The organism is Luteibacter sp. HAY1-4A, from assembly GCF_056755355.1.
This window is the reverse complement of record NZ_JBNDHZ010000016.1, coordinates 1-26,940: the sequence shown is the minus strand read 5'-3', so window position 1 is coordinate 26,940 and position 26,940 is coordinate 1. Positions and strand designations below refer to the sequence as shown.

The window sequence follows — 26,940 nt, the reverse complement described above, 5'->3', positions numbered from 1 at the left end:
CGGCTCCCACAAGAGCGGGTATCACGCGTCGGCGAAGCGCTCCGCCAGCCACGTCCGGATATCCGCGATCTCCGGCAGGCTCACCTGATGGCCCATGGGATAGGTATGCCACTCGATGCGATGACCCAGTGCCTCCAGCGCCTGGCGCGAGTGCTCTCCCAGCACCATCGGCACGACGGGGTCGGCGCTGCCGTGGCCCCAGAAGATCGGCGTGGCGTGGTTGGCTCCGCTGCGCTCGGCCTCGATGGTGTCGTGCAGCGGAAGGTAGGCCGAAAGCACGAGGATGCCGGCCAGCGATTCGCGATGACGCAGGCCCGCCGCCAGCGCCATCGCGCCGCCCTGCGAGAATCCGGCCAGTACGATCCGCGATGCCGGCACGCCGCGCTCTTCCTCGCGCGAAATCAACGCCTCCACCTCGGCGATGGAGGCGCGGATGCCCTCCGCGTCCTGTTTGTCCGCGATGGCGAGCCCCTTGATGTCGTACCAGGCCCGCATCGGCACGCCGTTGTTCACCGTGACCGGCCGCACCGGCGCATGCGGAAACACGAAACGCACGGCGGGCCACGCCGCATCGACCAGCTCCGGCACGATGGGCGCGAAGTCGTTGCCGTCGGCGCCCAGGCCATGCAGCCAGATGACCGACCAGGCGGGCGAGGGACCGGTTTCGTGTTCGACGGTGGGCAGGGGCATGGTGGGGACTCCTTCGCGAGGGGCGCATCGTAGCAGGGGGCGAAACCTTTGCCGGGCCGGAAAGCACTCACTTTCAACTGTGCGAGGTGTTCGGCGAATGCATACCGGGGAGCAGTACCACCAGTTCTTCCTGACTTCCAGGCGCGAGGTGGCGGTACGTGACCGCTTCCAGCAACTGGCGCTGGGCCTCCTGGCGAAGGGCGCCGACCTGCTCGATTTTGGCGCCGGGACGGGTATCGATGCCAAGGCCTATGTCGCAAAAGGCCACCGGACCTACGTCTACGAACCGTCGCCTTCGATGCGCGGGCATCTCGAGGTGTATTGCCGCGACGAGATCGCCAAGGGTCGAACGATCGAAGTCGATGCGGAACTTCCGTGCCAGGTGGACGCGGTCACCGCCAATTTCGCCGTGCTCAACCACATCGCCGATCACACGCCGCTGTTCGAGCAGTTGTACAACGTCGTGCGTCCTGGTGGCTTCGTGCTTGCCAGCATGCTCAATCCATACTTCCTCAGCGATGCGCGATACGGCTGGTGGCGCAGGAACCTGCTGAACCTGCTCCGCCATGGCTTCTATTCGTTCGCCACCGAGAGCGGCGTCCACCGCTTCGCACCCCGCGTGCCGGCGCGCGCCGCTGCGCCGTATTTCCGCCTGGAACGCGTGCTTCCGCGTGGGTTCGGCATGTTGACCGAGCCGTATCTGTTCCTGCTCTTCAGGCGCACGTGATGATGCTGCGGAACGCGATCCGGCGCATCGTGCGACCCGTGCCGCAGTGGGCGACGGTTGCCGTCGAACCTTCCGCGGAGTTCGTCAGCGCCGAACTGTGTTGGGAGGGCGGCCATGCGAACGTCACGCGCGACCACACCATCGCTTCGCTCAAGCCGTTGACCATCGCGACCAGCATCGACGCCGGGCCGCGGCCCCTGCTCCAGTACAGCGATCGCCTTACAGGGCGCATGCTTGGGGTATTGCGCCTCAGGAAGGAAGCGAGCATCGCGGTCGACGAAGCGCGGCTTAGCCTGTACCAGGTCGAGAAGGGCGAACATTACTGCCTCGGCTGGCCGTTTCGCGTCTTCACCGCGTGGCGGCAGAACAGAAACATGCTGAAGAACCGGGCGACGAACCATCTGAACATGGAGCCCGCGGCCGCGCAGCAGCTCATGATCACATACCTTGCGCCCCGCCCCGTGGTCCTGGTGTCGGTGGAAGCGGAGGGCCACCGCAACATCTTTCCCATGGACCTTATCGGGCCGTTGGAAGGCAGCGGGCTCTTTTCGCTGGCCTTGCGCAGCAGCAATGTGTCGGAGCCGACGATGCGCGAGGTGCGTCGAGTGGTGCTGTCGCATCCCGCGGCATCGATGAAGGCGACGATTTACCAGCTGGCACGGCACCACAAGGATGCCGTGACGGCCTGGAACGAGCTTCCCTTTCCGCTCAGCCGCTCACCCGAGTTCGACATACCCGCGGTGGCGTCCGCACTGTGCGTGCGGGAACTGGCCATCGTCCACAGCCAGGCGATCGGCTCGCACACGTTCTTCCTGTGCAGGGTCGTCACCACCGAGGATGCTGGCGACGGTGCGCAGCTCCACCACACAGCGGGGTTCCACCAGCACTACCGGGCTGGCCAGGGCATTCCTTTCCCGGAAGCCTAGCCGCCGAGCAGCGTGCGCCGCCTGACGCGCCGCCAATATAGGCGAAGCCCGGTCGTTTACTCCCCGAGCCCCAGTTCCGTCGCGAAGAACGTCATCGACAGCGCCTGGTTGCCCACGCGCTGGCTGAAGGGCGCGCCGATGCCGTGGCCCGCGTTCATGCGGGTGAGCAGCAGCACCGGCTGGCCCGACGCGCTGGCGTCCTGGAGGGCGGCGGCGAACTTGCGCGACTGCCACGGCGCCACGCGCGGATCGTTGGCGCCGGTGGTGAGCAGCACGGCCGGGTACTTCGTGCCCTTCTTCACGTTGTGCAACGGCGAGTACGCGAGCATGGCCTTCGCGATGGCCGGGTCGGACACGCTGCCGTATTCGCTGACGTTGTACGGGCCGTTGGCGAACGCGGTTTCATGCCGCGGCACGTCGTAGATACCGACGGCGCCGACCACGGCGCGGTACTGCTCCGGATGCTGGGTGAGCGCCGCGCCCATCAGCAGGCCGCCGTTGCTGCCGCCGAGGATGCCGAGGTGCTTCGTGTCGGTCCACTTCGTGTCGATGAGCGCCTGCGAGGCCGCGTAGAAATCGTCGAACACGTTCTGCTTGCGTGTCTTCTGGCCCTGCTCGTGCCAGGCCTCGCCGAACTCGTTGCCGCCGCGGATGTTGGCGTAGGCCAGCACGCCGCCACGCTCGAGCCACGCGAGGTTCGCACCGATGAAACCCGGCGTGACGGGAATGCCGAAGCCGCCGTAGCTGTAGAGGATGGTCGGGCGCTTGCCGTTCGGCGTGGTGCCGTCCATGGCGATGACGGTCACCGGGATCTTGCTGCCGTCCTTCGACGTGCCTTCCACCCGCGTCACACGCACCTTCGAATAGTCGGCCGCCGGCTTCACCTCGAAGATCGTCTTCAACGAGCCGGAGGTGCCGTCGTACTCGGCCCACTGCGTCGGCTGGGTCCATCCTGCATAGGTGATCAGCGCCTTGGCCTGGCCCTTCTCGGCGGCGACGCCGCCGATGGCGATACCGGTGGCAGGCAGCGGCACGCGACGCACGAAGCTTGCCTTCGCATCGTATTGATCGGCCCACCAGTCCGGCCCGGCGCTGCGTACCACGAGGAATCCGTCGCCGAGCGCCGTCACGTGCTGGATGGCGCCCTTGCCTTCCGGGAGCACGTCGGTCGCCTTGCCTTCCGGGGCGACCGCGACGATCTTCCCGTGCGGCGCCCCTGCGAACGTCACGACATACAAGCTGTCGCCCACCCAGCTGGCTTCGCGCGCGTCGGCTTCGTGCCCAAGCACGCGCTTGAAGCTGCCCTGGCCTTGGCGCAGGTAGATTTCCGCGGGACCGCCGTCGCCCTCGTTCGCCAGCAGCGCGGTGGCCTTGCCGTTCGCGCTTTCCTTGAGGATGTACTCGGCCACGTGGGAGTAGCCCTTGCCGAAGACCACGGTGTCTTTCGCCGCCGGCTGGCCAATGACGTGATGGGCCAGGTAAGCGTCGAATTCACGCAGCGGCTTGCCGGCCGACGGCGCGTCGAAGCGCGCATAGGTCACGCCCTTCTCGTCCGCGTCCCAGGCCAGCGCCTGTGGCGTGGTGCCGCCACCGGCGAACGGCAACACGTCGCCGAGCGGCTTGCCCGTGCGCGTGTCGAGGATGTGGATGGTCGTCAGCTCGCTACCGCCTTCCGCGGTGCCATAGGCGAGGTAGCGGCCGCTCGGCGAGGGCCAGTAGGCGGTGATCGCCGTGCTGCCGTCACCCTTGTTGAGGTCCACGAGCGTGCGCGTCTCGCCGTCCGGCCAGGCCTTCGCCACCAGCACGGGCTGCGGCTGCGGCGGCGTGTTCTCGAAATAGAACAGCGTGCCACCGGCCAGCGTCGGGGACGAACGTGTGGTCGAGGTGATCGACAGTTCGCGAATGCGCGTGCTGAGCGCCTTGCCCAGCGGCATGGCGCCGATGGCGGCCTCGGTGTACGCATTCTGCGCGTCGATCCACTGCTTCACGTCGGCCGCGTCGGGATTCTCCAACCAGCGGTACGGGTCGTTCACCGGCTGGCCCGCGAGCGTTTCCGACACCATTCGCTTCGGCGTCGCCGGCGGTGCGGTGGCGGCCTGCGCCGAGACGGCGAGGAACAGGCTGGCGGCGAGCAGGCGAGGAACGAAGACGCGCATGGTTTGGACTCCGGTGGAGGAATGACGGAGCGTAACAAAGCGATGTGCGACACGCCCATGTAGGAGCCGCTATAGCGGCGAGGAAACCTCGCGACGGCGCGGCAAGATTGCCCTCGCCGCTATAGCGGCTCCTACAGAAGGTGGCGCCTGGCAGGTAAGCTCACGGGTTTTAGGCCGGAACCCCTCCATGCGCGTACTCGCCGCTGCCCTCCTTGCCACCCTTGCTGCCGCGCCGGCGTTTGCCGCACAACCTCCGCTCGACATGGAAACCATCATGGCGGACCCGGACTGGATCGGGCCGCCGGTGGAGGAACCGTACTGGAGCGTCGATGGCGGCCAGGTCTACTACTCCCAGAAGCAGGACGGCACGCCGGTGCGCGACCTCTGGCGGGTGGCCGCGAACGGCGGCGCGCCCGAACGGCTCGATGCCGCGGCGGCGGCCGGGGCGGACGGCGGCAAGCCGGTATTCGACCGCGCGCATCGCCATGCCGCCTTCGTTCGGCACGGCGACATCTTCCTCCGCGACCTCGCCAGCGGTGCCACTGTCCAGGTAACGCGCACGGCCGCGAAGGAGCGCGATCCGCGCTTCTCCCTCGACGGGCGGCTGCTCACGTTCCGCGCGGACAACGACTGGTTCGTGTATCCGGTGACCGGCGGGCCGGTGTCGCGGGCGGCCGACCTGGAAGCGAAGGACGATCCGAAGGTGAAGGCATCCGATGGCCTCACCGACGATCAGCAGGCGCTGTTCAAGACCTTGCGCGACCTGCGTGCGGACGAGGAAGCGATGAAGGCGGATGCCGCCGCACTGGCCGCTGCCGATCCGGGCCGCTCGCCAGAGCCCTTCTGGCTGGGGAAGAACGTGAGCATCACGGACACGTCGCTGTCGCCGGACGGACGCTGGATGCTCGTCGTGACCGAGGCGAAGGACGCGGACAAGGGCAAGATCGCCGACCTGACCCACTACGTCACCGACTCCGGTTACGCCGAAAGCGAAGCCACGCGCAGCTATGTCGGCCGGAAGGATCCCACACCGCAATCGCTGCGCCTGTTGGACCTGGCCAAGCACGCCAGTTTCGACCTCGACACCTCGGCCCTGCCGGGTATCGGCGACGATCCGTTGGCCGACATTCGCGCCAGGACCGTCGCCGCGCTGCGCAAGGACGGCAAGGGCGATCGCGCCGACGCACTGGCTGCGCCGAAGACGCGTCCGGTCATCGTCAACGGCGAATACAGCCCCGGCATCGTGTGGAGCGACGACGGTCACGAAGTCGCCGTGCAGCTGCGCGCCATCGACAACAAGGATCGCTGGATCGCCACCGTGGACTTCGAACGCCACGTGCTGGTCTCGCAGCATCGCCTCTCCGACAAGGCATGGATCAACTGGGATGGCAACGACTTCGGCTGGCTCCGCGACGGCCGTACGCTGTGGTACCTGAGCGAGGAGTCCGGCTTCGCGCAGCTTTACGTTCGTCCCTTGGGAGGTAAGGCGAAGGCACTCACTTCGGGCCGCTTCGAAGTGGACCACCCGGTGCTGAGCTCCGACGGCTCGCGCTTCTACGTGCGTACGAACAAGGTAGCGCCGTACAGCTACGACATCTACTCGGTGCCGGCGCAGGGCGGGGCGCTAACACGTGTTACGACCTTCGAAGGCCTGGACGACTTCGCGTTGTCGCCCGACGGCACCCGCCTCGCGGTACTGCATTCTTCGCCGTACGTGCCGTCGCAGCTTGCGACCGTCGGCGTGGACGGCTCGGCGGCTCGCGAGCTCACGGACACGCGCAAGCCGGCGTTCAAGGATCGCGAGTGGATCGCGCCGAAGATCGTCCAGGTGCCGTCCAGGCATGGCGCGGGCACGATCTGGGCGAAGTTCTACGGCCCGGCCGACGCGGCCGCGGCCGCCTCGCGTCCTGCGGTGATCTTCGTGCACGGCGCGGGCTACCTGCAGAACGTGCACCTCTCGTATCCGGCGTACTTCCGCGAGCAGATGTTCCACAACCTGCTCGTCCAGCGCGGGTATGTCGTTCTCGACATGGACTACCGCGCCTCGAAGGGCTACGGCCGCGACTGGCGCACCGCGATCTACCGGCAGATGGGCCACCCTGAACTGGACGACCTGCTCGACGGCAAGGCGTGGCTGGTGGCGAACCATGGCGTGGACCCGAAGCGCGTCGGTATGTACGGCGGGAGCTACGGCGGGTTCATGACCTTGATGGCCTTGCTGCGCGCACCCGGCGAATTCGCCGCGGGTGCCGCGTTGCGCCCGGTCACCGACTGGACCAGCTACAACCACGAGTACACGTCGAACATCCTCAACGATCCGCAGCTGGATCCCGAGGCGTACAAGACCAGCTCGCCCATCCATTACGCCGAGGCGCTGGCCGATCCGCTGCTCATCGAGCACGGCCTGATCGACGACAACGTGCTTGCCAGCGACTCCATCCGCCTCTACCAGCGCTTCATCGAACTGCACAAGAAGAATTTCTGGATGTCCCTGTATCCGATGGAACGGCACGGGTTCGTGCATGCGGACTCCTGGTACGACGAGTACCGCCGGATCGACGAGCTGTTCCGCGAGCGGCTGGAGCCCGCCTCCACCCGATAAGAATTTACGGAAACGTTACGCCGGCGCCCCGCCGCCTTACGCCGTAAATATCGCCCCGGGCGAACAATGCGCACCGTCCTTCCCGATGGTGCGCAACCGTGGAAATCCTCTACGTTCTCCTAGTCGTCGTGCTCACTGCCATGACGATCGGCTTCCTCATGATCTGCGACCGGCTGGGTCGCCGCTGAGGACGCCGCCATGACCCTTGCCTATATCGTTGCCGCGGCCATCGCCGTGGCCCTCACGGGCTACCTGTGCGTGGCCCTGCTGAAGCCGGAGTGGTTCGAATGACCACGAACGACTTCCTCCAGATCGGCTTCTTCCTCGTCGTGCTGCTTGCACTGGTGAAGCCGATGGGCCAGTACATGGCCCTCGTCTTCGCCGACGAGCCGAACCGCGTCACCCGCTTCGGTGGCGGAGCGGAGCGGTTGCTGTACCGCCTCGCGGGCATTCGTGCCGATGAGGACATGGGCTGGAAACGCTACGCCATGGCGATGCTGGTGTTCAACGTGGCCGGCGTGGCCTTCGTCTACCTGCTCCAGCGCACGCAGCAGTGGTTGCCGCTGAACCCGCAGCATTTCGCGGCCGTGACGCCGGACTCGGCCATGAACACCGCCGTCAGCTTCGCCACCAACACGAACTGGCAGGGCTACGCGGGTGAGTCCACCATGAGCTACCTCACCCAGGCGCTCGGCCTCGCGGTGCAGAACTTCCTGTCGGCGGCGACGGGTATCGCGGTGCTCATCGCGGTGGTCCGCGGCTTCGCGCGCCGCGGTGCGTCGGCCGTGGGCAATTTCTGGGTCGACATGACCCGTGCCACGCTCTACGTGCTGTTGCCCTTCTCGATCGTCATCGCGCTGCTGCTGGTGTCGCAGGGTGTGGTGCAGAACATTGCCCCTTACCTCGACGTGTCGACGCTGGCGCATGGGAAGCAAACCCTGCCGATGGGCCCTGCGGCATCGCAGGTGGCCATCAAGATGCTGGGCACGAACGGCGGCGGCTTCTTCAACGCCAATTCCGCCCACCCGTTCGAGAACCCCACGCCGTTCTCCAACTTCGTGGAGATGATCGCGATCTTCCTGATTCCCGGAGCCCTCTGCTACACGTTCGGACGCATGGTGGGCGACCGTCGCCAGGGTTGGGCGATCCTCGCCACGATACTCGTGATCTTCGTCCCGCTCGCGGTCGGCCTCGTCGCCGCCGAGCAGGCAGGCAATCCCGCCTTGCATGGCCTGGCCATCGATGCCCACGGCAGCGCCCTGCAAGCGGGCGGCAACATGGAAGGCAAGGAAACGCGCTTCGGCATCGCCTCGTCCGGCCTGTTCGCCGCCATCACCACCGCCGCGTCCTGCGGTGCGGTGAACGCGATGCACGACTCGCTCACGCCGCTCGGCGGGCTCGTCCCCATGTGGCTGATGCAACTGGGCGAAGTGGTCTTCGGTGGCGTGGGTTCCGGTCTCTACGGCATGCTGGCGTTCGCCGTGGTCGCGGTATTCATCGCCGGATTGATGGTCGGGCGCACACCCGAATACCTCGGCAAGAAGATCGAGGCGCACGAGATGAAGATGGCCAGCCTGGCCGTGCTCATCCCCTGCGCCCTCGTGGTGGTGTGCACCGCCATCGCGGTGATGACTCCCGCCGGCGTCGCGGGTATAGCGAATCCGGGGGCGCACGGCTTCAGCGAGATCCTGTACGCGGTCAGTTCCGCGTCCAACAACAACGGCAGTGCGTTCGGCGGCCTCTCGGCGAACACGCCCTTCTGGAACGTGCTGCTCGCCGTGTGCATGTTCCTGGCCCGCTTCCCGCTCGCCATCGCCATGCTGGCCATGGCCGGGTCGCTGGCGGCGAAGGGCCATGTGCCGCCCTCCGCGGGCACCCTGCCCACGCACACGCCGCTGTTCGTCACGCTGCTCACCTGCGTCGTCATCGTCGTCGGCGCGCTCACCTTCCTCCCGGCGCTGGCCCTCGGGCCCATCGTCGAGCACCTCTCGTCTCTCACGGGGCACTGATCCATGACCTCCCATGCCCATGCCGCGCGCGGATTCGACCGCGCGATGGTGACGCGCGCCCTCGTCGACGCGTTCCGTAAACTCGATCCGCGGACGCAGTTCCGCAACCCGGTGATGTTCGTCGTGTTCGTGTGCAGCGTCCTGACCACCCTGCTCTGGGTGCAGGCGCTGGCCGGCCACGGCGAGGCGCCCACGGGCTTCATCTTCTGGGTGACCCTGTGGCTCTGGTTCACGCTGCTGTTCGCCAACTTCGCCGAAGCCCTGGCCGAAGGACGCGGCAAGGCCCAGGCCGACGCGCTGCGCGGTTCGCGCCGCGACGTGGCCGCGAAGAAGCTCACGGCGCCGCGGCACGACGCGCAGATCGTCTTCACCCCCTCGAGCGAACTGCGCAGCGGCCACCACGTGCTCGTGGAGGCGGGCGACATCGTGCCGGGCGACGGCGAGATCGTGATCGGTGCGGCAAGCGTCGACGAAAGCGCCATCACCGGCGAATCGGCTCCGGTGATCCGCGAGGCCGGCGGCGACCGCAGCGCCGTGACGGGTGGGACGCGCGTGCTTTCCGACTGGCTGGTGGTGCGCATCACCAGCAATCCCGGCGACAGCTTCCTCGACCGCATGATCTCGATGGTGGAAGGCGCGTCGCGCCGCAAGACACCGAACGAAATCGCCCTCACCATCCTGTTGGCGAAGTTCACGCTGATCTTCCTGCTGGCCTGCGCGACGCTCCTGCCCTACTCGATCTACAGCGTGCAGGCGGCTGGCAGCGGCAGCCCGATCACGCTTACCGTGCTGGTGGCATTGCTGGTGTGCCTCATTCCCACCACCATCGGCGCCCTGCTTTCGGCCATCGGCATCGCGGGCATGGACCGGATGATCCGGGCGAACGTCATCGCCACTTCCGGACGTGCCGTGGAAGCCGCGGGCGACGTGGACGTGCTGCTGCTCGACAAGACCGGCACCATCACGCTCGGCAACCGCCAGGCCGTCGCGTTCCACGCCGCGCCCGGCATCGAGGAACGCGAGTTGGCCGAGGCCGCCGACCTTGCTTCCCGTGCGGACGAAACGCCGGAAGGCCGCAGCATCGTCGTGCTCGCGGAAGCGAAGTTCGGCGTGCACGGGCATCGCCGCGACAAGGAGGCCACCTTCGTGCCGTTCACCGCGCAGACGCGCATGAGCGGCGTGGACGCCGGCACGCGGCACATCCGCAAGGGTGCCATCGACGCCGTGGAGCGCTATCTAGACGCGCAGGACAGCCACATGCCGCCGATGGTGAAGCGCATGGCCGAGGACGTGGCGCGCCGCGGTGCCACGCCGCTCATCGTCGTGGACGGCGCGCTGACTCTCGGCGTCATCGAACTCAAGGACATCGTGAAGGACGGCATCAAGGAACGTTTCGCCGAGATGCGCCGCATGGGCATCCGCACGGTGATGATCACCGGCGACAACCCGCTCACCGCGGCGGCCATCGCCGCGGAGGCCGGCGTGGACGATTTCCTCGCCGAGGCCACGCCCGAGGCTAAGCTGAAGCTGATCCGCGACATGCAGGCCGAGAACCGCCTGGTGGCGATGTGCGGCGACGGCACCAACGATGCGCCGGCGCTGGCCCAGGCCGACGTGGCGGTGGCGATGAACAGCGGCACGCAGGCCGCGAAAGAGGCCGGCAACATGGTCGACCTCGACTCGAACCCGACGAAGCTGATCGAGGTCGTCGGCATCGGCAAGCAGATGTTGATCACGCGCGGTGCGCTCACCACGTTCTCGATCTCGAACGACATCGCCAAGTACTTCGCGATCATCCCGGCGGCGTTCGCGACGATGTATCCCGCGCTCAACACGCTGAATGTCATGCACCTGGCCACCCCCCAGAGTGCCATCCTGTCGGCCGTGATCTTCAACGCGCTGATCATCGTCTTCCTCATTCCGCTGGCGCTCAAGGGCGTGGCGTATCGCGCGCTCGGCGCGGCCGCGCTCCTCCGCCGCAACCTGCTGGTGTACGGCCTGGGCGGCATCGTCGCGCCCTTCGCCGGCATCAAGCTCATCGACATGCTGCTGGTCCTCGTCGGACTGGCATGAACGCACACGACCATTCCATGAAGACCTTCCTGTTCGCGGCCTGCGCGGCCGCCTTTCCTCTCATCCTCTCCACCGCCGTCCATGCGGCCGATGCGCCGCCCGTCACGGGCAATGTGGCTATCGTGTCGGACTACATGTTTCGCGGCCTCACCCAGACCTGGGGCCACCCGGCCATCCAGGGCGGGGCCGACTATGCCTGCGCGAACGGCTTCGCCGCCGGCGCATGGGCGTCAAGCGTCAGCGACCGCAGCTACGCGGGCGGTTCGATGGAACTCGACCTCTACGCAAGCTTCGGCCGGCCCATCGACGACGACTGGTCATGGCGCGCGGGTATCTACGGGTATGTGTATCCCGGCGCCAACCTCGACCAGGCCGCGGGGTACCGCGGCCGCTCCTTCAATACGGTGGAGGCCAACGCCGCGATTTCGTGGCGCAACGTCACGCTGAAATACAACCGGTCGTTGACGGACTACTTCGGCGCGGACCGCGAGCAAGGTTATGACGGCGATAGTCGCGGCACCGGCTACATCCAGCTCGACGCCACGTTTACGTTGTCCGATGCATGGTCGCTCGCGCTCCATGCAGGCCACACCCACTACACCGCGTCGCTTGCCGTGCCGACGGCGTACGGCGTTCGCGACGTGAACTACACCGACGCCTCGGCCACCGTGAAGTACGCGATCGACGCGCACTGGTCGGTGAGTGCCGGTGTCACTCGCGCGACCAACAACCGCTATTACGGCCACGTGTCCAGCTATACCGACGCGACCGACACCCGCGACGTGGGCGGTACACGCGGCCTCGTCATGGTCCAGGGCACGTTCTGAGGAGTACGTCATGACATCCCTTCTTCGCCAGGCCGTTGTTCTGTTCCTCGGCCTGACCGTCATCACCGGCGTGGCCTATCCGCTGCTCGTCACCGGCGCCGCCCAGGCGGTCTTCCCGCACGAGGCGAACGGAAGCCTGGTCCAATCCGGCGGGCGAGCCGTCGGTTCCTCGCTGATCGGCCAGTCGTTCGACGAGCCACGCTACTTCTGGAGCCGGCCTTCGGCCACGTCACCGGACCCGTATAACGGCGCCTCGTCGGGCGGCTCGAACCAGGGCCCGACCAATCCCGCCCTCGGCGACGCGGCGAAGAAGCGGATCGCCGCCCTGCATGCTGCCGACCCGCAAAACCCGGGGCCGGTGCCGGTGGAACTGGTCACCGCTTCCGGCAGCGGCCTCGACCCGGAGATCAGCCCGGCGGCGGCGCGCTACCAGGTCGGTCGCGTGGCACGCGCCCGCGGCATGGATACGTCCGCCGTGCAGGCGCTCGTCGATGCCCATACCAAAGGCCGCCAGTTCGGCGTGCTGGGCGAGGCGCGCGTGAACGTGCTGGAACTGAACCTGGCACTCGACGACACTCGCCACTGATGCCCGCACCCTGTGGGAGCCGCTATAGCGGCGAGAAGCCAACGAAGCGATGACGCCACCACGCGCGTTTCCTCGCCGCCATGGCGGCTCCTACAATGATCCTTCAGCCCATCGGCCATCCTTCATGAACAACGACCGCGATGCCCGTGCCGATGCGCTGCTCAACGCGGCGAAGGACGAGGACGGCCAGCGCCTGAAGATTTTCCTCGGCGCCTCTCCCGGGGTCGGCAAGACGTACGCCATGCTCTCGGCCGCGCGCGAACTGCGCGGGCAGGGCGTGGACGCGGTGGTGGGCTTGGCGGAAACGCATGGCCGGGCGGAGACCGCGGCGCTGCTCGACGGCGTCGAGGTACTGCCGACGCGGTCGGTGCACTATGCCGGGCGCACTTTCCAGGAATTCGACCTGGAGGCCGCACTGGCCCGCAAGCCCGCGGTGATCCTCGTCGACGAATTGGCGCATACCAACCTTCCCGGCGGACGTCATGCCTACCGCTGGCAGGACATCGCCGAGCTGCTCGACGCCGGCATCGAGGTGTACACGGCGATGAACGTGCAGCACCTGGAAAGCCTCAACGACCAGGTGCGCCGCATCACCGGCGTGGCCGTGCGCGAAACCGTGCCTGACGCGTTCCTCGATCGCGCCCGGGACATCGTGCTGGTCGACCTGCCGCCGCGCGAGCTCATCGCGCGCCTGCGCCAGGGCAAGATCTACGTTCCCGAAACGGCGGCCGTCGCCCTGGAAGCGTTCTTCTCGCCCACCAATCTCGCCGCGCTGCGCGAGCTCGCGGTGGAAACGGTTGCTGCGCACGTGGAAAGCGACCTGCGCGAATCCATGCTCGCGCGTGGCGATGCCATGCCCGTTCGCCGCCGCGTCGTGGCGGCGATCGACGGTGCCGCGCAGAGTGAATACCTCGTGCGCATCACGCGGCGCATCGCCGAGCGCCGCGGCGCACCCTGGAGCGTCGTCCATGTCGACCGCGGGGGCACCGACGGCGCGCGCCGCGAGCGCGTGGACGCGGCCTTGCGTCTCGCCCGCCGCCTTGGCGGCGAAGGTGTCGTGCTGCGCGGCCATGCCGTCGCGGACGAACTGCTGGCCTGGGCCGACCGCGAAGGCGTGGGCCAGATCATCGTGGGACGCACGCGCGAGCGTCCCATCGCGAGACGCCTTGGCTTGTCCCTGACCCAGCAACTCCTTCGTCGCGGCGCACACCTGGAACTGACCATCGTCGCCACGCCGCTGGAGCGGGCCAGCGCGCGCCGAAGGCTCCGTGCCGGGGACGCGAAGGGTTCGCGCCGCGACTACGCCATGGCCACGGCCGCTACCGCCGTGGCGATGGCGCTGTCCTTCGTGGCCGACCGTTTCCTTTCCGTCGCCAACCTGTCGCTCATCTTCCTCACCGCCGTGCTGTTCGTGGCGGTGCGCACACGCATGGCTGTGGCGGTCTACACGGCGCTGCTCTGCTTCCTCGGCTACAACTTCTTCTTCGCGCCACCGCGCTACACGCTCGTCATCGCCAATGCGGACGACGTGCTGGCCGTGGTGTTGTTCCTCGCGGCGGCGCTGGTGTGCAGTCGGCTGGCGACGCGGCTGGCCGGACAGGTGGCTTCGCTACGGGCGGCCCAGGTGCGTGGTCGCGCCCTGGTGACCCTGGGCCAGCAACTGGCCACCGCGGCGGACGCCGCCGCCATTCGCGAGGTGGGTGCGCGTGCGCTGGCACGCGCACTGGATGCGCAGGCGAGCGTGCTCGCGCGCGACGCCGCGGGTGCGCTGGTGCCGGTCGCTTCGGCACCGGAACCGTTCGCACTGTCGACGCAGGATGCCGCTGCCGCCGATTGGAGCGACGCGCATGCGGAACCCGCCGGTCGCTTCACCGACACGCTGCATGGCGCGTCGAGCTGGATGTTGCCGCTGGGCAACGAGACCCAGCGTGCGGGCGTGGTGGCCCTGCGCTTCCCGGACGCGCCCGGCGAGCCGGATGCGGACCGCCGCGGCATGGCGCTCGCGATGGTGCAGGACATCGGCCAGGCGCTGGAACGTGCGCGTCTGGCCGCGGAACTGGAGGGTGCGCGCGTGGAAGGCGAGACCGAGCGGCTGCGCAATGCCCTGCTGTCGTCGGTCTCGCACGACCTGCGGTCGCCGCTGGCGTCGATGATCGGTTCGGCCGGCACCTTGCTCGACTACGAGAAGCAGCTGCCCGAAGACGAGCGGCGCGAACTGCTCGAGGCCATCCTGGGCGAAGGCCGCCGCCTCGACCGCTACATCCAGAACCTGCTGGATATGACGCGTCTGGGCCACGGTGCGCTGACGCTCAAGCGCGACTGGGTGGACGCCGGTGAAATCGCCGCCGCGGCGGTGGCGCGCATGCGCAAGCAGTTTCCCGCCACGCGCGTCGACATGCAGCTGCCACCCGGTACGGTGCTCCTGCATGTCCATCCCGCCTTGATCGAGCAAGCCCTGTTCAACATTCTCGAGAACGCCGCGCGCTTCTCCCCGCCGGACGAACCCGTGCGTGTCGTGGTCCGTGCCGAGCCCGGGCACCTGCTGGTGGACGTGAGCGACCGGGGACCGGGTATTCCCGAGGACGAGCGCGAGCGGATCTTCGACATGTTCCATTCGGTGGCGCGCGGCGACCGCGGCAAGCAGGGCACCGGGCTCGGGCTCGCCATCTGCCGCGGCATGATCGGTGCGCACGGCGGCAGCGTGCAGGCCTTGCCCCAGGCGGGCGCTGGCACCACCATCCGGGTTTCGCTGCCCTTGCCGGCGCCGCCCGACGACACTCCATGAATTCCATCGCGCCGCGCGTGCTCGTGATCGACGACGAAGTGCAGATCCGCCGGTTCCTCGACATCGGCCTGCGCGCCGAGGGCTACCAGGTACTCCTCGCCGCCAGCGGCCAGGAAGGCCTGGGCCTCGCGGCCACGCAGTCGCCCGACGTGGTGATCCTCGACATCGGCCTGCCCGACATGGAAGGCCACGACGTGTTGCGCGAACTGCGCGCCTGGAGCGAGGTGCCGGTGCTGATGCTCTCGGTGCGCGATGCGGAGGGCGAGAAGGTGAAGGCACTGGACCGGGGTGCCAACGATTACGTGACCAAGCCGTTCGGCATCCAGGAGCTCATGGCGCGCCTGCGCGTGCTGCTGCGCACGGGAGCGAAAGGCGGCGAAGCCGGCGCCGCGGTGCGTTACGACGACGGCTCGCTGTCCATCGACGTCGCGCGCCGCGAAGTGTTCCTCGACGGCAGCGCCGTTGCCCTGACGCGAAAGGAGTTCGCGGTGCTGTCGCTGCTCGTGCGCCACGCCGGTCGCGTGGTCGGTCAGCAGCAGATCCTCCGCGAGGTGTGGGGCGCGACGCATGCGCAGGACACCCATTACCTCCGCATCGTGATGGGAAAGCTGCGGCAGAAGCTGGGTGACGACCCCTCGTCTCCGCGTTGGCTCAAAACGGAGCCGGGCGTGGGCTACCGCTTCCCTGCCTCCTGATTCCGCCGCAAACGTTTTCGTCCGTCACGCTCGCTTCATCGCGCTGCAAGAAGACGTGATCCCGGTCACAGCACCGCCAACGGACGGCATTTCTAAGACAAGTCCGATTCCCTTCCGCGATGTGCTTGCGCAGCCTCGCCCGCTCACTCGAACCAGGAGCGCCGCGTGCACCGTCTGCCATCCATCCTCATCGCGTCTCTCATCGCCACGTCCGAGCCGCCGGCTTCCACCGACCTGCGGTGCGCCAACGATCGCTTCGTCGCCGGCGAGCGCGTACTGCCCAGCTATCACGAGGCATGGCTGCAATGCCGCAACGAGGAACATGCGCTGACCCACCCGCATACGGGCACCTTCGAAAAGGAACGCGCCTGCTACGACGTGAACTCACCCGGCACACATGGCGAGTGGCAATACGGGCGCATCGCCATGGACGTCGTCGAACGGCATAGCGGCGATGCCTATACGTTCGAGACCCTGTGGATGTGCAAGCCGATATGATTCACGCGCCGACCGCCTGGCGCGCCAGGTAGCGTCCCGGCGAGTCGCCGAAGGCCTTGCGGAACATCGCGACGAACGCGCTCGGCGAGGCATAGCCCAGCGCATCCGCCACCACCGATACCGGCTCGCCTTCCGCCAGCCGTTCCAGCGCGCAGGTCAGTCTCGCCTGCTGCCGCCACTGGGCCACGCTGCACTGGGTTTCCTGGCGGAAAAGGCGCGTGAGCGTACGCACGGACATGCCCGCCCAGCTTGCCCACTCGTCGATTCCGCGCGTGTCGTCGGGCCGCTCGAACATCGCCATGGCGATGCGACGCAGGCGGCGATCGACCGGCATGGGCAGGTGCAGTTCTTCCACGGGCGCACGGCGCATTTCGTCCAGGAGGACCGCAAGAAGGCGATCCTTCTCCGGCTGCGGCTCACTGTCGATGGGCCAGGTCGCCGCGCGTTTCACGATGGCGCGAAACAGGTCGCTCACACCGACGACGCAGGGACGATCGGGAAGTCCCTCGGCCGCGCAGGGTGCGATGAACACGCCCCAGGCACGGGTAGGTCCCGCGATGCTCACCGTATGCATTTCGCCCGGTGGCATCCAGCCGGCGCGGTGCGGGGGCAACAGCCAGGAGCCGTGCTCGGTGCGGCTGATGACCAGCCCCTGCTCCACGTAGAAGAACTGCCCGCGGACGTGGCTGTGCCAGTCGGTTTCGGCGAGCGGAATTTCGCCCGTCGCCTCGTAGGCAACAAGGGGCGGACCGTCGGCGCTCTCCAGTACGGCGTGCAGGGCATCGTCCAGCATTTGGCCATTTCTCGACATAAGTTGGCCCGGTGACGATATCAGGCCGATAGCATCCATGGCTAACATTTGCACTCCCAAACAAATGTCCCGCCCGTGGCGTTCCCTCGCCGCGACCGGGACCTCGACGCCGGAGATTCCCCATGATCCGTCTCGTCACCAATGACTACAACGACCTCGACGGCGGCCGGCAGGCAGGCGACGCCCTCGTCACCTTCGTCGCTTGCGCGCACGCGATGCTGGACCCGGGCACGCCGGAAGAGCAGCTCCGGGTCCTCGAACCGCGCCTGCTTGCGCAATTGCCGACCCTCAAGGCGCTGGGCGTCCTCGAGCTTTTCGCTATCCGCGATCCAGCCCTCGCCGCCCTCCTGGCCGACGAGGACGCCGCTTCCTGACCTGAAACTATCTGCCCAGCGCATATTTGCCTTGACAACTATACTGAGGGCAATAGAATATGCGTCATGAACCAGAGCGTATGCCCCACTGACGGCCGAGACAGCCTTGGCGCCCTGATCGGCATGGTCCGCGGTGAGATCGTGCGGGCCATCGAGTCCGACCTCGCCGCGCAGGGTGCGGACCTCAAGTTCACCCAGTTCCACGTGCTGAAACGCCTGGCGATGATGGGTCCGATGTCCGCCTCGGAACTGGCCCGGGCCGTCGACCTGGACGGGGGCGCCATGACCCGCCAGCTCGACCAGCTCGAGACCAAGGGATACCTGCGCCGCCAGCCGCACGCACAGGACCGCCGTGCGCTGCGCATCGAACTGACCGAGGCCGGCGAAGCCCTGTGGCGGCACCTGCACGAAAGCAACGTCGCGACGCTGGAGCGCGCGCAGCGCAGCCTGTCGGCCGAAGAGCGCGAACGGCTGCACGACTACCTGGAACGCGTACTCACCGCGCTCCGCGAAAAAGACTGACCTTACCGTCGAGGCAAAAACTCATGCGTCTGCACACTCTTGTGGCGGCCGTCGGGGCCGCGCTGATCCTTTCCGGCTGTGTCACCAGCCGCGGACTGGAGCCGCAGGGCCAGCTCGCCGACCCCGCCAACCTTCATGCCGAACGCAGCCTGGCCAAGGGCCAGGTGTCGCCGGCCAACTGGCCCGCGTCCGACTGGTGGACAGGGCTGGGTGACAGCCAGCTGTCCTCCCTGATCGAGGAAGCGCTGAAGGACAACCCGGATCTCGCCGCCGCCGACGCGCGCGTGCGTCAGGCGCAGGCGCAAAGCGGCGCGGCCGACGCGGCGCGCGATCCCACCCTGGCCGTGGGCGGCGGCGTGGCCGGCGCGCACCTGCCCGGCACGTTGTTCCCCGCGCCGCTGGGCAACCATTTCAGCTGGACGAAGTACGGCTACGGCAATTTCAGCTGGGACATCGATCTCTGGGGCGGCAAGCGCGATGCGTGGGAAGCCGCCGTGGGCTCGCAGCGTGCCAGTGAAATCGATGCGCGTGCCGCGCGCATCGAGTTGTCGACCAACGTCGCGCGCGCCTACGTCCAGTTGGGCTATGCGTTCACCCAGCTGGATGTGGCGAAAGCCGAGCTGGACCGCAGCCTCGCCTCGCGCGACCTGACCCGCCAGCGCGTCGCCGCCGGCGTGGACAACCAGATACAGGTGAAGCAGTCCGATACCGAAGTGGCCACGGCGGAGCGCGAGATGGCGGTGGCGCAGCGCGCCATCGACAGCGCCCGCAGCGCGCTCAGCGTGCTGCTGGGCAAGGGTCCCGACCGCGGCCTGGACATCGCGCGGCCCGCGGTGCTGGCGCCGTCGGCCGTCGCCGTACCGGCCAACCTGCCGGCCGACCTGCTCGGCCATCGCGCCGACCTCGTCGCCGCCCGCTGGCGCGTGGAAGCGGCTTCGAAGAACATCGCCGCCGCGAAGACGGAGTTCCTGCCCAACGTGAGCCTCGGCATCCTCGCCGCGCAGGTTGCCGGCGGGTCCGAGAACCTGTTCGCCTCGCGGGCGCGCTTCTGGCAGGTGCTGCCCGCCTTCAGCCTGCCGATCTTCGATGGCGGCCGACTGCGCGCCAACCTCGCCGGCAAGGACGCCGAGTACGACCTCGCCGTGGCGCAGTACAACAAGGTCCTCGTGGGTGCGCTCAACGAAGTGGCCGACGACCTGTCCGGCCTCGACTCGCTCGCCACCCAGATCGCGGCACAGCAGCGCGCGACGGATGCCGCGCAGCAGGCATACGACCTGTCGCAGCAGCGCTACAAGGCCGGCGTGGGCAGCTACCTCGAATCGTTGGTGGTGCGCCAGCAACTGCTTCTTGCCGAACAGCGGATGGCCGAGTTGCGTGCGCAACAGGTCGACACGTCCGTCCAACTCATCCAGGCGCTCGGTGGCGGCTTCCGCCCCGAGGCGGGCGACCAGCCGGTCGCCGCCGCCACGCCGGCGAACAACTAAGAAAAACATCCCGAGGCACTAACGATGTCCCAAGAAACCACCGCCCCTGCCGGCACCGTCGTGGCGCCGCCACCGAAGAGCCGTCGCGGCTTCTTCCTCAAGCTTCTCGTCCTGATCCTTGTCCTGGCCGGCATCGGCTGGACCGTCTGGTATTTCGTGGACGGCCGCTGGTATGAGGACACCGACGACGCCTACGTCAACGGCAACGTCGTGCAGATCACGCCGCAGATCGCGGCCACCGTCCTGTCCATCACGGCCGACGACGGCGACCTCGTGCACAAGGGCGACGTGCTGGTGAAGCTGGACGACAGCGACGCCCAGATCGCCATCCTGAGCGCACGCGCCGAACTCGCGAACACCGTGCGCCGCGTGCGCGGCCTCTACAACAACGTAAGCTCCGCACAAGCGGACGTGGCCGTGCGCCAGACCGCCGTGGACCGCGCCCGGGCCGACTACAACCGTCGCCGCGACCTTGCCAAGTCCGGCGCCATCTCGGCCGAGGAATTGTCCCACGCGCTCGACACACTCACCTCGGCGGAAAGCAGCCTGGCTTCCGCGAAGCAGGCCTACAGCACGAGCAAGGTGCTGGTGGACGACACCGTGGTAGCCTCGCATCCCGACGTACGTGCCGCCGCGGCGAAGCTGCGCTCCGCGTACCTGGACAAGGCGCGCACCGAGATCCTTGCGCCGGTGGACGGTTATGTCGCCAAGCGCAGCGTGCAGCTCGGCCAGCGCGTGCAGCCCGGCGCCGCCCTGATGGCCGTGGTGCCCCTGCACGAGGTATGGATCGACGCGAACTTCAAGGAAACGCAGCTGACCCACATGCGCATCGGCCAGCCGGTGGACGTCACCGCCGACGTGTATGGCGGCAACGTTGTGTACAAGGGAAAGATCCGCAGCCTTGGCGTGGGCAGCGGCAGCGCGTTCTCCCTGCTGCCGGCGCAGAACGCCACGGGCAACTGGATCAAGATCGTGCAGCGCGTTCCGGTGCGCGTGGTCTTCACCGATCCGAAGCAGCTCGACGAGAAGCCGCTGCGCCTCGGCCTGTCCACCAAGGTGACGGTGTCGCTGCATGACCAGGGCGGTGCCCTGCTCGCACAGCAGGCGCCCAGCAAGCCGGAGTTCTCCACGGACGTATACGACAACCGCCTCGCCGGCGTCGACGATGAAATCGCGCGCGTCATCCACGACAACGCGTCGTCGGGTGCGGGCGAGCAGGAAAAGGCGCCGAAGTAAGCGCATGCGACGGGCGCGGTCCATGCCGCGTCCGTCGTTCGCTCCCGCCCCGTCCTCCAACGATCAGGTTTTTCCATGAGCACCGAATTTCGACCGCCGAACCTGGCGCTGTCCACGGTCGGCCTCTCGCTCGCGACCTTCATGCAGGTGCTGGACACCACGATCGCGAACGTCTCGCTGCCCACCATCGCGGGCAACCTTGGCGTCAGTTCCAACCAGAGCACCTGGGTCATCACGTCGTTCGCGGTGAGCAACGCCATCGCGCTGCCGCTCACCGGCTTCCTCACCCGCCGTTTCGGCGAGACGAAGCTGTTCGTGTGGGCAACCCTGTTGTTCTCGCTCGCCTCCTTCCTCTGCGGCATCGCGCAGAGCATGAGCATGCTCATCCTGTTCCGCGCCATCCAGGGCGCGGTGGCGGGTCCGATGTACCCGATCACGCAGAGCCTGCTGATCTCCATCTATCCACCCGCGAAACGCGGCATGGCGCTGGCGTTGCTGGCGATGGTCACCGTGGTGGCCCCGATCGCCGGACCGATCCTGGGTGGCTGGATCACCGACAACTACGCCTGGCCGTGGATCTTCTTCATCAATGTGCCGATCGGCATCTTCGCCAGCTTCGTCGTGGCGAACCAGATGAAGGGAAGACCGGAAACGACCGAGCGGCCGAAGGTCGACTACGTGGGCCTCATCACGCTGATCATCGGTGTGGGCGCGTTGCAGGTGGTGCTCGACAAGGGCAATGACGAGGACTGGTTCAATTCCACCTTCATCGTCGTCACCGCGATCATCGCGGCAGTGGGCCTCGCTGTGTTCCTGATCTGGGAGCTCACCGACAAGGATCCGATCGTCAACCTGAAGCTGTTCCGGCATCGGAACTTCGCCATGGGCACGCTATGCCTGGTGCTGGCCTACGCGGCGTTCTTCGCCATCGGCCTGCTCGTGCCGCAGTGGCTGCAACGGAACGTCGGCTACACCTCCACATGGGCCGGTTTCGCCGCGGCGCCGCTGGGTATCCTGCCGGTGATCCTCACGCCGTTCGTGGGCCGCTACGCGCACAAGTTCGACTTGCGGCTGCTGGCCTCGGGCGCGTTCATCGTCATGGGCGCCACCTGCTTCATGCGCTCGGATTTCTTCCTCGACATCGACTTCTACAGCGTGGCGATGGTGCAGCTGATCCAGGGCCTGGGCGTGGCGTTGTTCTTCATGCCGGTGCTGACGATCCTGCTGTCCGACCTGCAACCGCGCGAGATCGCGGCTGGTTCCGGCCTGGCCACCTTCCTGCGCACCCTGGGCGGCAGCTTCGCGGCCTCGATCACCACGTTCATGTGGGACCACCGCGCGATCGTGCATCACGAACGGCTGGCGGAGAACATCACGCCGTTCAACCCGACCGCACAGCAGGCACTCACCCAGATCGGCCAGGGCGACTCGCAGTACGCGGCAGCGGCGGTGAACCAGATGATCACGCAGCAGGGCTACCAGATCTCCTTCAACGAGGTCTTCCACGTGCTGGGCTACGTATTCATGGCACTGATCTTCGTGGTGTGGCTGGCGAAACCGCCATTCGCCGCGAAGGCAGGGCCGGCGGCGTCCGGTCACTGAAAAAAAAAGCCGGCGTTGCCGGCTTTTTTTGTTCTTCGCGGAATTCCGGGGAGTGCGCGCTGTCGTCGTTGCGGAATGTTTCGTGGTATTTCCGCTTCGTAGGGTAGGCTCGCCTGTCAGCCTCGCGCGCGGCGCCTGTTGCGTGGCTTGGAAGCCGGCAGCCGTCCCCCTCGCCGCGAAGACTTGCGTCGTTCCTTGCGGAAGGAGGAGCCGCTACGCGGCTCAGTGTCTTATGGCTGGCGCCGCGGCGGACCCGGGCGTCCGGGCGGGGGTCTTCGACTCGGCATCCATGCCTCGGCGAAGACGGCCGGCCATCCAGGCCGGCCCCCTGCGGGCCTTGTCCGCCCGGTCGCCCTCGACTCCAGACATCGCGGCGAGGGGGACAGCTGCCGGCATCGGACGGTGAGGTTTCGTGTTGTCAGCTGCATGGCGTGTTGTCATATCACCTTTTGTGACTGACCGCGTTTCAGTTACTGAGTGCGTCATGTCTCGATTGCCGCTCAGAAAGGCGACAGTCCACAACTGAGCACCAATGGGAATGACATGACACCGCTGGGTACCTTGGGTTTCGATCTCGCTAGGCAGACAGCTGCCCTCGTCACGTTTCATACGCCTTGAGTTCGAACGGTATCGGCCTTAGCGGGCACGAGGTAAGCGCGTGGGCGCTCTGTAGCCGCTATGGCGGCGAGGCAATCTGCCGAGACCCTCGAAACTCGAAACGCGCATGCGTCGGTGGACGACCAATGGCGACGATTGGTCGTTCCGTTCCGGTTGATCTCAGGACACTTGAGTGATTTCAACTGAAACTCGATCTACATCGTAGATATCCACGTTCCCGCCTGTCGCAAGCCCCGGCTCAAAGAGAGCTAGATTCATACCGCTGCTTACCGAGCTGCGATAGATCACGCCGTCGTATCGGCTCTTCTTAATGAACTCGCAAAGGTACTGACTTGGGATGTAGTCGATAGCTGCAGCCCGGGGTAGCACCGGACGCGTCAATTCTTCACCAAGCCGTTCAAGGAAGGGAATATCAGCCAGGAGTTGCCCAACAGCACCCGCGTCTTCAAGAGCGAATGGTGAAACAAACTCCCGCGGATTCCGCAGGTCTATTGCTTTGATAGGGCCGTCAAGCCGGAATTCCGCCACGCAGGCGCGTTCGCCCGTATGAGGGCGAATCTCGGCTACAGCAGTTCGTGGCAATGAACCGAGATAGAGATAGGGAATTCCAGCGGGGTTCGCTCGTCCGTATGACGCTTGGGTCGCAGGGGGCGCGCCCATATTCTCAATGTTGAATGGTAAGCCATCGGATGTGATCCTCGCGCGATACCAGACAGGAGGAAGCTCGCCACTCACGAGGTGTGACAGAAGTTGTTCCAACCGATCCGTGTCAATTCCCTTCTCAAGAAAATAGCGATTGGTATGCAAGAGCTCTTCGCGAAGCGTTTCCCATCGTGCGAGCGCCTGACTTTCATAGGCAGGAGACCTTGAGAACTTCTTCCTTACTATCTCACCATCGTTCAGGATCTCAGTAAGCAATTCTTTAGAGTGTGCGCTATCAAATTGCGGGAAGATTCCCCAGTCATCCTTCAGCCAGTCCACCAGCAGTCGGCCATGCGGGTCAGTCTCATAGACTCCTAGGAGAACTTGAAACTCGTTTATTAATTGGCCGGGCTCGATTAGGTCTACGTCTACCGCGTTGCAATATGAGCAGACACCTCTATTCTGGCTTCGCGACGGAATAATCCACAGGCGCAGGAGCCGATCACCGAAACACTCCGCACAGCACATCGCTCGCATAGTTCCATCTCACGAGAGGTAGTTAGACAGGGTCTCGATGTGGTGGTTCATCGATAGCTTCTTGACGTATCCAAGTCCAGGAAAGTGTCCTCGAGCATGAAGTACCCGAAATTCCTCTATCGCCGGGCCCTCGTAAAGGTGAGAGTCTCCGCTATCGAGCTTCTCGATCAACTTCGTCAAGGCCTGTTTGAATTTCCCGGGAGCATCCGTGGGCGTGTCTTTATCGGTGGAGACAAAATGATATACGTTCATTGTCTCATCCTGAGTAGGATCAATAAACGTTAGATGGATGGCGACAGCGTATGCAGGGCCACCGCCTTCTACGAAGTCATCTCCGACGATCAGAAAATCGCCGAATCCAGTGGCTGCCTCTTCAGGGTACGTCCGATGAAGGTCAGAGAAGTGCTCTACTGGCTCATAGAGAGCGTTTTTCCTTCGGGTGAAACCGTCACGAATAAGTATCCGCTCCGGGGCCTCGGCGAAATGCCGCCGATACAACTTCCCGCAGGCATTCTCGATAAAAACATGTTTTGCAGGTTCGTTACGCGATCTAAGAGATTCTGCAAGTCCCTTGCCGTCAGAGAACCCAGCGTGAATTAATGCCGGATTGTGATCGACGTGCTGGTCATAGAGCGCTACTGCGTCATCGACTGTCATCGAACTCTTCAGCAAAATCCCTGCAGCAATGGGTTTGCGCTGTAGGAACTCTTTCTGAAGAAGCGCTGTGATCTCCGCTCCGCTATTGGAATGGTCGCCGTAATCCGGATTGACGACGACAATAGCGTTACCGTCGGCTTCACAAATCGCTTCCAGTGCTTTTGACAGGCCGCTTAGCGCCTCACGCACGGGTTCAATGATCGGCACAAAACCCGATGATGCTAGGACTTCCGCAGTTTCCCGAATGGTGATCAACTCGTACTGCTTCCCTCTAAAGTACGGATGGTACATATCGTCCTATGCCCAAGTCGTGGCGATACTGAGTGGTGTTTGGAGGGCAGCAACAAGCCGGCCGCGGTCCGCTGATCGGAACGGAATTGAAAGTGCTGCCGTGTGGAGTGCTGGAGGCAGGCTTGCGACAAACCTATCCAGGGCGGATAGGCTTCTCGTCCTCTTCAGGACGCAGACCATTTCCGAATGAACATCTATAGGACTGATTTGCTTAAATTTCGCGCGAAGAACTGAACGGATAACTGTATTCGGCACCTCGGGAACATCAATGCTTAAGTTGCGCAAAATCTCCTTGGCTTCGTCTACCCGGATGGACTCAAGCATCGTTGCCGAACAAAGCCGCTCCGAGTTGTCTTGCGCTTGGCGAAGTATTGAAATTCGATTCCAACGAGTGAGACACATGATGCCGACATCTTGCGGCACAATGCTCTCAATGCTCGATACATGAGTTGCGCAAGCGATTACGTAGGTTCGGGCGAAAACTTTCTGATAGTCCGCGACTTGAATAGCAAGGCGTGAAAGTGAATCGCGCTCTGATTTGATTTCGTATGCAGTCGAGGTCCCGTTCAATATAGCTAAGTCGATCTTGCTAGACCCTGCACGAAATTCGTTGAGAGCGCTCGCGGAAGAAAGCGTGTGTCGTCCGAGAAGAATATTCCGGACCAGCGCAGACCGGTATACATACTCATTTCGAAGGCCCGCTCGCCTCAGCTTAGCGAACGCCAGTTCAAAAATTGCCGCAACGGTGTTCAGGTGACACTCGCCGCTCCGAGCCAGTCCGGAGGTTTCGAGCAAACTTGCGAAGCTCGGTGAACGACCTCGAGTCGCCAGCTCCTTGAGAACTGAAGATGAGAAGAGGCGGGAGAGCGCCGAAAGCTGAGTTGTGCTCATTCCCATGACATTTTTCCGAAAATCGAGCTGTGCAGCGACAGGAGCGGCGTGTGGCCAACTGCCCTCACGCCGCCCGAGGATTCACGGCTATTTCCGACGCGTCACCTTGTTGGAGACCGATGTTAACGGCATCGTTGACAAATGTCTGTCAGGGAACAGGTTCTCTCTAAAGGGTCGGACGCAGCGCTCGGCAAATCCCGAGCCACTTTTCCTTGGAAATGCCCGCTCTTCAGATATCGAAGCCGATACCCACCAGGGCCATGGTCTCGCCGCGGTTCGGCTCCTTGAAGCTGCCGTTCGAGATGTGGCGGACCTGGAAGCTCACGTTCTTGTACTGCCAGCCGAGGGTGCTGACGAATTCGTAGCCGCTCGACAGTGCCTGGGTGCGTCCGCCGGCGACGCCCGCCACCTGGAAGCTGAAGAAGAACGGCTGGTACCAGTCGCCTTCGCTGCCGTAGTGGAGCCGGGCGCCCGCGGCACCTATCCAGAGGTTGTCCGTCACGTCCGGATGGGAGTTGCTGTAGCGGGCGATGTCGCGTCCCTTGATGTAGCCGATGGAAACGTCCGGCGACCAGGTGAAGCGGCTTTGCCCCAGGGGCTGCGGGGCGAACACCGCCTCCGCGAAAAAGGCATTGGTGCCGTAGCTGTTCATGTAGCTCCGGCCGCCCTGCACTTCGATGTGCGTCTGGGCGGCGGCGGGG

Annotated in this window: 23 protein-coding genes; 16 read left to right on the top strand and 7 right to left on the bottom strand. The window is 65.6% G+C overall.

Going from position 1 to position 26,940, the window contains the following annotated elements; genetic code table 11:
* Positions 1 to 21 precede the first annotated feature (21 nt).
* A complete protein-coding gene (locus tag ACPYOD_RS07225) occupies positions 22 to 690 on the bottom strand; it encodes an alpha/beta hydrolase (RefSeq protein ID WP_481301060.1) in 669 nt (222 codons plus the stop codon).
* 97 nt (positions 691 to 787) lie between these two features.
* Here ACPYOD_RS07225 and ACPYOD_RS07220 point away from each other — a divergent pair, with 97 nt between their 5' ends.
* Positions 788 to 1,417, top strand: a complete 630-nt coding sequence (locus tag ACPYOD_RS07220) for a class I SAM-dependent methyltransferase (protein ID WP_481301059.1) — start codon at positions 788 to 790, stop codon at positions 1,415 to 1,417.
* Positions 1,417 to 2,343: a flavin reductase gene (locus ACPYOD_RS07215; RefSeq protein WP_481301058.1), complete on the top strand. Its 927-nt coding sequence runs from the start codon at positions 1,417 to 1,419 to the stop codon at positions 2,341 to 2,343. The genes ACPYOD_RS07220 and ACPYOD_RS07215 overlap by 1 nt, the downstream gene beginning before the upstream one ends.
* Positions 2,344 to 2,399: 56 nt before the next feature.
* On the opposite strand, the gene ACPYOD_RS07210 is transcribed toward ACPYOD_RS07215, so the two are convergent.
* Positions 2,400 to 4,499, bottom strand: coding sequence for a prolyl oligopeptidase family serine peptidase (locus ACPYOD_RS07210; RefSeq protein WP_481301057.1), 2,100 nt, complete (start codon positions 4,497 to 4,499; stop codon positions 2,400 to 2,402).
* Between the two features lie 187 nt (positions 4,500 to 4,686).
* Between ACPYOD_RS07210 and ACPYOD_RS07205 the strand changes: the two genes are divergently transcribed.
* The 9 genes from ACPYOD_RS07205 (at position 4,687) to ACPYOD_RS07165 (ending at position 16,574) form a co-directional block, all read left to right on the top strand.
* Positions 4,687 to 7,101: a prolyl oligopeptidase family serine peptidase gene (locus ACPYOD_RS07205; protein ID WP_481301056.1), complete on the top strand. Its 2,415-nt coding sequence runs from the start codon at positions 4,687 to 4,689 to the stop codon at positions 7,099 to 7,101.
* 198 nt (positions 7,102 to 7,299) lie between these two features.
* The gene (kdpF, locus tag ACPYOD_RS07200; protein WP_481301055.1) at positions 7,300 to 7,392 is read left to right on the top strand and encodes a K(+)-transporting ATPase subunit F; all 93 of its coding nucleotides are present in this window, start codon (positions 7,300 to 7,302) and stop codon (positions 7,390 to 7,392) included.
* Complete coding sequence (kdpA, locus tag ACPYOD_RS07195; protein WP_481301054.1) at positions 7,389 to 9,110, top strand: potassium-transporting ATPase subunit KdpA; 1,722 nt, start codon at positions 7,389 to 7,391, stop codon at positions 9,108 to 9,110. Before kdpF ends, kdpA begins: the two co-directional genes overlap by 4 nt.
* A gap of 3 nt (positions 9,111 to 9,113) precedes the next feature.
* Positions 9,114 to 11,183 (top strand): potassium-transporting ATPase subunit KdpB, encoded by a 2,070-nt coding sequence (kdpB, locus tag ACPYOD_RS07190; RefSeq protein WP_481301053.1) that lies wholly within the window; start codon positions 9,114 to 9,116, stop codon positions 11,181 to 11,183.
* Positions 11,180 to 12,010, top strand: coding sequence for a TorF family putative porin (locus tag ACPYOD_RS07185; protein WP_481301052.1), 831 nt, complete (start codon positions 11,180 to 11,182; stop codon positions 12,008 to 12,010). The genes kdpB and ACPYOD_RS07185 overlap by 4 nt, the downstream gene beginning before the upstream one ends.
* A gap of 10 nt (positions 12,011 to 12,020) precedes the next feature.
* Entirely contained in the window at positions 12,021 to 12,596 is a 576-nt protein-coding gene (gene kdpC, locus ACPYOD_RS07180; RefSeq protein WP_481301051.1) for a potassium-transporting ATPase subunit KdpC, read from the top strand.
* 124 nt (positions 12,597 to 12,720) lie between these two features.
* Positions 12,721 to 15,381: an ATP-binding protein gene (locus tag ACPYOD_RS07175; protein WP_481301050.1), complete on the top strand. Its 2,661-nt coding sequence runs from the start codon at positions 12,721 to 12,723 to the stop codon at positions 15,379 to 15,381.
* Complete coding sequence (locus tag ACPYOD_RS07170) at positions 15,378 to 16,076, top strand: response regulator (RefSeq protein WP_481301049.1); 699 nt, start codon at positions 15,378 to 15,380, stop codon at positions 16,074 to 16,076. The genes ACPYOD_RS07175 and ACPYOD_RS07170 overlap by 4 nt, the downstream gene beginning before the upstream one ends.
* Before the next feature lie 165 nt (positions 16,077 to 16,241).
* A complete protein-coding gene (locus tag ACPYOD_RS07165) occupies positions 16,242 to 16,574 on the top strand; it encodes a hypothetical protein (protein WP_481301048.1) in 333 nt (110 codons plus the stop codon).
* 1 nt (position 16,575) lies between these two features.
* On the opposite strand, the gene ACPYOD_RS07160 is transcribed toward ACPYOD_RS07165, so the two are convergent.
* Entirely contained in the window at positions 16,576 to 17,367 is a 792-nt protein-coding gene (locus ACPYOD_RS07160) for an AraC family transcriptional regulator (RefSeq protein WP_481301047.1), read from the bottom strand.
* 140 nt (positions 17,368 to 17,507) lie between these two features.
* Between ACPYOD_RS07160 and ACPYOD_RS07155 the strand changes: the two genes are divergently transcribed.
* The 5 genes from ACPYOD_RS07155 to ACPYOD_RS07135 all read left to right on the top strand — a co-directional run bounded on the left by ACPYOD_RS07155 (position 17,508) and on the right by ACPYOD_RS07135 (position 22,603).
* On the top strand, positions 17,508 to 17,759 hold the full coding sequence (locus ACPYOD_RS07155; protein WP_481301046.1) for a hypothetical protein: 252 nt from the start codon (positions 17,508 to 17,510) through the stop codon (positions 17,757 to 17,759).
* A gap of 66 nt (positions 17,760 to 17,825) precedes the next feature.
* Positions 17,826 to 18,281 (top strand): MarR family winged helix-turn-helix transcriptional regulator, encoded by a 456-nt coding sequence (locus tag ACPYOD_RS07150; RefSeq protein ID WP_481301045.1) that lies wholly within the window; start codon positions 17,826 to 17,828, stop codon positions 18,279 to 18,281.
* A gap of 23 nt (positions 18,282 to 18,304) precedes the next feature.
* Entirely contained in the window at positions 18,305 to 19,765 is a 1,461-nt protein-coding gene (locus tag ACPYOD_RS07145) for an efflux transporter outer membrane subunit (RefSeq protein WP_481301044.1), read from the top strand.
* Between the two features lie 24 nt (positions 19,766 to 19,789).
* Positions 19,790 to 21,001 carry an EmrA/EmrK family multidrug efflux transporter periplasmic adaptor subunit gene (locus ACPYOD_RS07140; RefSeq protein WP_481301043.1) on the top strand — a complete coding sequence of 404 codons (1,212 nt, stop codon included), beginning with the start codon at positions 19,790 to 19,792 and terminating at the stop codon, positions 20,999 to 21,001.
* Between the two features lie 75 nt (positions 21,002 to 21,076).
* Entirely contained in the window at positions 21,077 to 22,603 is a 1,527-nt protein-coding gene (locus ACPYOD_RS07135) for a DHA2 family efflux MFS transporter permease subunit (RefSeq protein ID WP_481301042.1), read from the top strand.
* A gap of 777 nt (positions 22,604 to 23,380) precedes the next feature.
* On the opposite strand, the gene ACPYOD_RS07130 is transcribed toward ACPYOD_RS07135, so the two are convergent.
* The 4 genes from ACPYOD_RS07130 to ACPYOD_RS07115 form a co-directional block, all read right to left on the bottom strand.
* The gene (locus tag ACPYOD_RS07130) at positions 23,381 to 24,202 is read right to left on the bottom strand and encodes an RES family NAD+ phosphorylase (RefSeq protein WP_481301041.1); all 822 of its coding nucleotides are present in this window, start codon (positions 24,200 to 24,202) and stop codon (positions 23,381 to 23,383) included.
* Positions 24,203 to 24,409: 207 nt separating this feature from the next.
* Positions 24,410 to 25,348 (bottom strand): sce7725 family protein, encoded by a 939-nt coding sequence (locus tag ACPYOD_RS07125; RefSeq protein WP_481301040.1) that lies wholly within the window; start codon positions 25,346 to 25,348, stop codon positions 24,410 to 24,412.
* A 6-nt stretch (positions 25,349 to 25,354) separates the two neighbouring features.
* Positions 25,355 to 26,239 carry a sce7726 family protein gene (locus ACPYOD_RS07120; protein WP_481301105.1) on the bottom strand — a complete coding sequence of 295 codons (885 nt, stop codon included), beginning with the start codon at positions 26,237 to 26,239 and terminating at the stop codon, positions 25,355 to 25,357.
* A gap of 229 nt (positions 26,240 to 26,468) precedes the next feature.
* The coding region (locus ACPYOD_RS07115) for an acyloxyacyl hydrolase (RefSeq protein ID WP_481301039.1) at positions 26,469 to 26,940 on the bottom strand (472 nt) is incomplete at its 5' end.

Excerpts from the sequence above, each read along its gene's own strand:
- ACPYOD_RS07160 (WP_481301047.1), bottom strand. The coding sequence starts at position 17,367 with ATGCTGGACGATGCCCTGCACGCCGTACTGGAGAGCGCCGACGGTCCG.
- ACPYOD_RS07145 (WP_481301044.1), top strand. The coding sequence starts at position 18,305 with ATGCGTCTGCACACTCTTGTGGCGGCCGTCGGGGCCGCGCTGATCCTT.
- ACPYOD_RS07140 (WP_481301043.1), top strand. The coding sequence starts at position 19,790 with ATGTCCCAAGAAACCACCGCCCCTGCCGGCACCGTCGTGGCGCCGCCA.
- ACPYOD_RS07175 (WP_481301050.1), top strand. The coding sequence starts at position 12,721 with ATGAACAACGACCGCGATGCCCGTGCCGATGCGCTGCTCAACGCGGCG.
- ACPYOD_RS07125 (WP_481301040.1), bottom strand. The coding sequence starts at position 25,348 with ATGTACCATCCGTACTTTAGAGGGAAGCAGTACGAGTTGATCACCATT.
- ACPYOD_RS07210 (WP_481301057.1), bottom strand. The coding sequence starts at position 4,499 with ATGCGCGTCTTCGTTCCTCGCCTGCTCGCCGCCAGCCTGTTCCTCGCC.
- ACPYOD_RS07225 (WP_481301060.1), bottom strand. The coding sequence starts at position 690 with ATGCCCCTGCCCACCGTCGAACACGAAACCGGTCCCTCGCCCGCCTGG.
- ACPYOD_RS07135 (WP_481301042.1), top strand. The coding sequence starts at position 21,077 with ATGAGCACCGAATTTCGACCGCCGAACCTGGCGCTGTCCACGGTCGGC.
- ACPYOD_RS07205 (WP_481301056.1), top strand. The coding sequence starts at position 4,687 with ATGCGCGTACTCGCCGCTGCCCTCCTTGCCACCCTTGCTGCCGCGCCG.
- kdpC (WP_481301051.1), top strand. The coding sequence starts at position 12,021 with ATGACATCCCTTCTTCGCCAGGCCGTTGTTCTGTTCCTCGGCCTGACC.
- ACPYOD_RS07170 (WP_481301049.1), top strand. The coding sequence starts at position 15,378 with ATGAATTCCATCGCGCCGCGCGTGCTCGTGATCGACGACGAAGTGCAG.
- kdpB (WP_481301053.1), top strand. The coding sequence starts at position 9,114 with ATGACCTCCCATGCCCATGCCGCGCGCGGATTCGACCGCGCGATGGTG.
- ACPYOD_RS07150 (WP_481301045.1), top strand. The coding sequence starts at position 17,826 with ATGAACCAGAGCGTATGCCCCACTGACGGCCGAGACAGCCTTGGCGCC.
- kdpA (WP_481301054.1), top strand. The coding sequence starts at position 7,389 with ATGACCACGAACGACTTCCTCCAGATCGGCTTCTTCCTCGTCGTGCTG.
- ACPYOD_RS07120 (WP_481301105.1), bottom strand. The coding sequence starts at position 26,239 with ATGAGCACAACTCAGCTTTCGGCGCTCTCCCGCCTCTTCTCATCTTCA.
- ACPYOD_RS07155 (WP_481301046.1), top strand. The coding sequence starts at position 17,508 with ATGATCCGTCTCGTCACCAATGACTACAACGACCTCGACGGCGGCCGG.
- ACPYOD_RS07185 (WP_481301052.1), top strand. The coding sequence starts at position 11,180 with ATGAACGCACACGACCATTCCATGAAGACCTTCCTGTTCGCGGCCTGC.
- ACPYOD_RS07220 (WP_481301059.1), top strand. The coding sequence starts at position 788 with ATGCATACCGGGGAGCAGTACCACCAGTTCTTCCTGACTTCCAGGCGC.
- ACPYOD_RS07215 (WP_481301058.1), top strand. The coding sequence starts at position 1,417 with ATGATGCTGCGGAACGCGATCCGGCGCATCGTGCGACCCGTGCCGCAG.
- kdpF (WP_481301055.1), top strand. The coding sequence starts at position 7,300 with ATGACCCTTGCCTATATCGTTGCCGCGGCCATCGCCGTGGCCCTCACG.